This window comes from Caulobacter sp. CCH9-E1 (assembly GCF_001556515.1).
Classification (GTDB): Bacteria; Pseudomonadota; Alphaproteobacteria; order Caulobacterales; family Caulobacteraceae; genus Caulobacter.
In genome coordinates, this window is record NZ_LSJA01000237.1 from 1 (window position 1) to 5,063 (window position 5,063).

5 protein-coding genes are annotated in these 5,063 nt (G+C 71.8%); 3 read left to right on the forward strand and 2 right to left on the reverse strand.

The window, feature by feature from the left end; translation table 11 throughout:
* Positions 1-168 precede the first annotated feature (168 nt).
* The gene (locus AX690_RS13230; protein WP_082769648.1) at positions 169-1,482 is read right to left on the reverse strand and encodes an MFS transporter; all 1,314 of its coding nucleotides are present in this window, start codon (positions 1,480-1,482) and stop codon (positions 169-171) included.
* Between the two features lie 139 nt (positions 1,483-1,621).
* Between AX690_RS13230 and motA the strand changes: the two genes are divergently transcribed.
* The 3 genes from motA (at position 1,622) to mnmC (ending at position 4,792) form a co-directional block, all read left to right on the forward strand.
* Positions 1,622-2,488, forward strand: coding sequence for a flagellar motor stator protein MotA (gene motA / locus AX690_RS13235; protein WP_066686191.1), 867 nt, complete (start codon positions 1,622-1,624; stop codon positions 2,486-2,488).
* A gap of 100 nt (positions 2,489-2,588) precedes the next feature.
* On the forward strand, positions 2,589-2,918 hold the full coding sequence (locus tag AX690_RS13240; protein ID WP_082769649.1) for a hypothetical protein: 330 nt from the start codon (positions 2,589-2,591) through the stop codon (positions 2,916-2,918).
* A 92-nt stretch (positions 2,919-3,010) separates the two neighbouring features.
* Positions 3,011-4,792 carry an FAD-dependent 5-carboxymethylaminomethyl-2-thiouridine(34) oxidoreductase MnmC gene (gene mnmC / locus AX690_RS13245; RefSeq protein WP_082769650.1) on the forward strand — a complete coding sequence of 594 codons (1,782 nt, stop codon included), beginning with the start codon at positions 3,011-3,013 and terminating at the stop codon, positions 4,790-4,792.
* Between the two features lie 188 nt (positions 4,793-4,980).
* Here the strand turns inward: mnmC and AX690_RS22915 are convergent.
* A partial coding sequence (locus AX690_RS22915) for a hypothetical protein (protein WP_369798214.1) occupies positions 4,981-5,063 on the reverse strand: 83 nt, incomplete at its 5' end.

Here is a 5,063-nt window from a genome sequence, read left to right on the forward strand (position 1 = left end):
TTCTCCCCTTGCGGGAGAAGGTGTCAGCGAAGCTGACGGATGAGGGGTTGAAAGACGTATCGGGATCGCGGAGCGCGGCCCCTCACCCGACCGCCTGAGTTTATCCTCGGGCGCGCGCTTCGCGCGACCCGGGGGGCGGCCACCCTCTCCCGCAGGGGGAGAGGGACGTCAAACCCCGCCCTCGTCCGACCGCTCCAGCCCCGCGATCGTCGCTTCCCGCTCTGGACCGACGTCGCTGACCGAGCGCAGCACCGCCTGACGCAGGGCGTAGGCTAGCATGGCCGCCAGGATCAGCGCGTTCAGCGCGAACGGCCCCCAGCCGATCTTCTCGTAGAGCAGCACGAACAGCGGCGCGACGACCACGTTCAGGCCGTTGATCGCCGCGATCGCGCCCGCGGCGCCGGCCTGGTCCTTGGCGTGGACGGAGAGCGACGCGCCGGCGGTAAAGCCCGGCCGCGCGAAGCCGTAGCCCAGGCAGGCGATCGCGTAGCCGATGGCCACCGCCGCGTAGTCCGGCGCAACGGCCACCACCACATTGCCCAGCACCGCCGCGCCCGCGCCCCAGCGCATCAGCTCGCGCGGGCCCATGCGGAACATCCGGATCAGGCCCCACTGGGCCAGCAGCCCGGCCACCGCGCCCGCCGCCATGGCCAGGGTGATGAAGCCCTGCGCCTTGACCGGCGGCAGGCCCAGCTTGTCGATAATGAGAAAACCCAGGGTCTGGGTCTGGGCCGTCTGGCAGGCGGCGACCAGGAAGCCGTAGATCAGGAAGGGCTTCAGGCGCGGATCGCGCCACAGCGCCGCGCCCTCCCCGCGCCAGGGCAGGCCGGTCCTGCGGCGCGGCGGAGTGTCGCCGCGTCCCGGCTTGAAGGTCTCGGGCAGGCCGCGCTTGACGACGACCAGCATGATCGCCGCGATCAGGGCGAAGGCGAACATCGGTCCGGCCAGGCCCACGACCGGCAGCACGAACAGCGGGGCCAGCAGCGGACCGACCACGGTGCCCAGGCCGAAGGCCCCGGCGAGGGTCGCCATGGTCTGGGTGCGCTCCTCGCGGCTGGTGCGGTCGGCCATATAGGCCTGGGTGGCCGGATTGGCGGCCGAGCCGACGCCGCCGAACAGCGCCCGGCACAGCAGGAACAGCACGAAGATCACCATCGGCGGCGCCAGGTGGTGCAGACCCGCCGACACCACCAGGGCGCACAGCAGCATCGAGATGCAGAAGCCCGAAAGTCCCAGCATGATCAGCGGCTTGCGACCGCGCAGATCCGACTGACGGGCCCACAGCGGCGAGGTGATCGCCCACAGCACCGCCGACAGCGAGAAGATGGCCGCGACCATGGCGTCGGGGATGCCGATCTGGCGGCCGATGGCGGGCAGGACGGACAACATGCCGTTGTTCCCCATCGCCGTCGCGACGGACACGCCAAACAGAATGGCGAACGGCGCCCGGTTGGCCCGGTTCTCTGATGTCTCCCCAGTCATCAAACAACCGTTAGACCCGCCCGCGCGCCCGCGCAACGTATCGCGGCGGCGCGTCTCCGCCTTAATCGTCACGGCGGGAACCTTGGATTAAGCATTAACTCCGATGATGCGCGCTCAAACTCGGGGTCGGCTGCGCACCATGTTTCAGATCATCGGCATCGTCCTGCTGTTCGCCCTGGTGTTCGGCAGCTACCTGATGGGCGGCGGCAAGATGGACGTGATCCTGCACGCCGCGCCGCACGAACTGATGGCCATCCTGGGCGCCGGCATCGCCGCGTTCCTGATCTCGAACTCGATGACCGTGATCAAGGCCACGGCCGGCGGCTTCGGGAAGATCTTCGCCGGCCCCAAGTGGAAGGCCAGCGACTATCGCGACCTGCTGTCCCTGCTGTTCCTGCTGACCAAGACGATGAAGTCCAAGGGCGTCATCGCCCTGGAAAGCCACATCGAAAAGCCGCACGAGAGCAAGATCTTCGAGCGCTACCCGAAGATCACCCACGACCACTTCGCCGTCGACTTCATCTGCGACACCCTGCGGATGATGACCATGAACCTGGAGGATCCCCACCAGGTCGAGGACGCGATGGAAAAGCAGCTCGAGAAGCACCACCACGAGGCGCTCGAGCCCGCCCACGCCCTGCAGAGCATGGCCGACGCCCTTCCGGCCCTGGGTATCGTCGCCGCCGTGCTGGGCGTCATCAAGACCATGGGCTCGATCACCGAGCCGCCGGCCGTCCTGGGCGGCATGATCGGCGGCGCGCTGGTCGGCACCTTCCTGGGCGTGTTCATGGCCTACGGCCTGGTCGGCCCGATGGCCGCGCGCCTGCAGGCCGTCGTCAACGAGGACGCGGCCTTCTACAAGATCATCCAGGCCGTCCTCGTCGCCCACCTGCACGGCAACGCCGCGCAGATCTCGGTCGAGATCGGCCGCGGCAACGTCCCCTCGCCCGCCCAGCCCAGCTTCGCGGAGCTGGAAGAGGCGCTGCAGCAGATCCCGAATGAATAATGCGACACGTTCCGGCTCGCGCGTTTGCGCGGGCCGCTGAACGCGTTATCCCTTCACCCGAAGACGTCGAACAGACGCGCTCACTCGGAAGGGAAACCTCATGCGCACCACCATGCTCCGCAAGCTCATCATCGCCGGCGTCGCCGTGTCGGCCCTGTCGCTGGCCGCCTGCGGAAAGAAGGAAGAGGCCGAGGGTGACAGCGCCGCCGCCAAGGCCGCCGCCGCCGACGCCAGCACCGTGACCGAGGCCGCTTCGGCTCAGGACCAGGCCGCCGCCGACGCCAACAAGGAAGCCGCCGCCGCCGCCGACGCGCCGGTCGATCCGGCCGACGCCGCCGCCACGGGCGCCACCTCGACCACCGCCCCGGCCGACGCCTCGGCGACCGCCGCCGCCGACGCCAAGCCGGCGGAGAAGAAGGCCGCGCACTAAGCCCAGCGCGTCTCGACTTTCAGAGGGCCGCCTCCGCGCGAGGCGGCCCTTTTTCGTTGACGCCCGCCCCGCCTCGGCGCTCTAGCAGCCGCATGGACCCCACCGCCCCTTCCAGCCCCCTCGTCTGGCGCGAGGACGGCCTGCCGCAGTCCAGCCTGTACGGCGACGTCTATTTTTCCAGCGTCGATGGCCTGGCCGAGACGCGGGCGGTGTTCCTGCAAGGCTGCGGCTTGCCCGGGAGGTTCGCGGAGCGCAAGGACTTCGTCGTGGGCGAACTGGGCTTCGGCTCGGGCCTCAACATCGCCGCCCTGCTGGGCCTGTGGCGGCGCGAGAAGCCGGCCGGCGCGCGCCTGCGGATCTTCTCGATCGAGGCCCACCCGCTGGACCGCGACGAGGCCGCTCGCATCCTGGCGCATTGGCCCGAGCTGGGCGAGGCGGCGCAGGCGTTGCTGGACGCCTGGCCCGGCCGGGCGCGCGGCTTCCACCGGGTGGACCTGCCCGCCTTCGACGCGGTGCTGGACCTGGCCGTCATGGACGTGGTCGAGGCGCTGGAGGCCTGGGACGGCGCGGCCGACGCCTGGTTCCTGGACGGCTTCTCCCCCGCCCTGAACCCGGCCATGTGGCGCGAGGAGGTGCTGGCCGCCGTCGCCGCCCGCTCGGCCCCGGGCGCGCGCGCGGCGACCTTCACCGTGGCGGGCGCGGTGCGGCGCGGCCTGCAGGCGGCCGGCTTCGAGATCGCCAAGCGGCCAGGCTTCGGCCGCAAGCGCGAGCGGCTGGAGGCGTGGCTTCCCGGTGAACGCGCCATCACCCCACGCCCCGAGAGCCTGGCGATCATCGGCGGCGGGATCGCCGGCGCGGCCCTGGCGCGGGCGGCGCGGGCCGAGGGCCTCGCCGTCACCGTGATCGACGATCCGGACGGCGTCGCCGCCTCGGGCAATCCGACCGGCCTCGTCACCCCCGCCCTCGACGCCGGCGGCGGCCCGCGCGCGGCGCTGTACGCCCAGGCCCTGGCGCGCGCGACGGCGCTGTACGCCGCCACGCCCGACGCCGTCGTGGCCCGCGGCGTGCTGCAGCTGGCCAGCGCCGAGCGCGACGCCGGGCGCTTCGCCGCCGTGGCGGAGCAGGACATCTTCGAGCCCGGGACCATGACGCCGCTTGATCCGGAGGCCGCCCAGACGCGGCTGGGCGCTTCGACCCCGGCCCTGGCGATGTCCGGCGCCCAGGTGGTCGCGCCGCCCACGATCCGCGCCGCCTGGATCGGCGAGACGCTGGCCGCCCGCGTCGCCCAGCTGGAGCGTGACGACGACGGCTGGCGGCTGCTGGACGCGACGGGCGCGCTGATCCTGCGCGCCGACGCCGTCGTCCTGGCCGGCGGCGCGGCGAGCCTGAGCCTCGCCCCCGCCCTGCCCCTTCGCCCCGTGCGCGGCCAGGCCAGCTGGACCACGGGCGTAACGACCAAGGCCCCGGCGGCCTTCGGCGGCTATGCGATCCCCACCCGTGACGGGGTGCTGTTCGGCGCCACCCACGACCGCGACGAGACCGCGACGGACGTGCGGGGCGAAGACCACGCCCGCAACCTCGCCACCTTGGCCAAGGGCCTGCCGGATCTGGCCGCGCGGCTCGAAGGCAAGGCGTTCGAGGGCCGGGCGGCCGTGCGCGCCACCGTGCCCGACCACCTGCCGCTGGCCGGCGCGCGGGGGAGCGATCTCTGGCTGCTGACGGGCCTGGGTTCGCGGGGGCTGTGCCTGGCGCCGCTGCTGGCCGAGCACGTGGTCGCGCGGCTGCTAGGCGTCCCGTCGCCCCTGCCGCGCCAATTGTCGCACGTGGTGAATCCGGCCCGTTTCGACTCGCCGCCCCCCGCCGCCGGCGTATAGTTCGGGCAAGCTTATCGGAACGTGGCCGGAGCCCTCAAACCGGCCACGTCGCGGCGGCCGCCGCCCTCTAGGCCCGCCGTACAGGACGCTCCCGACCCCATCGGGAGCGTCCTTTCGTTTTTGGGCTCCAGGCAAAAAGAAAGGGCTGGCCTCGCGGCCAGCCCTTGGAAGTCTTCCGAGCGGAAAACTTAGAAGTTGATCGAAACCGTCGAACGGCGGTTCAGCGGTTCCTTCACGCCATCGCCGGTGGCGACGGCCGGAGCGCTTTCAC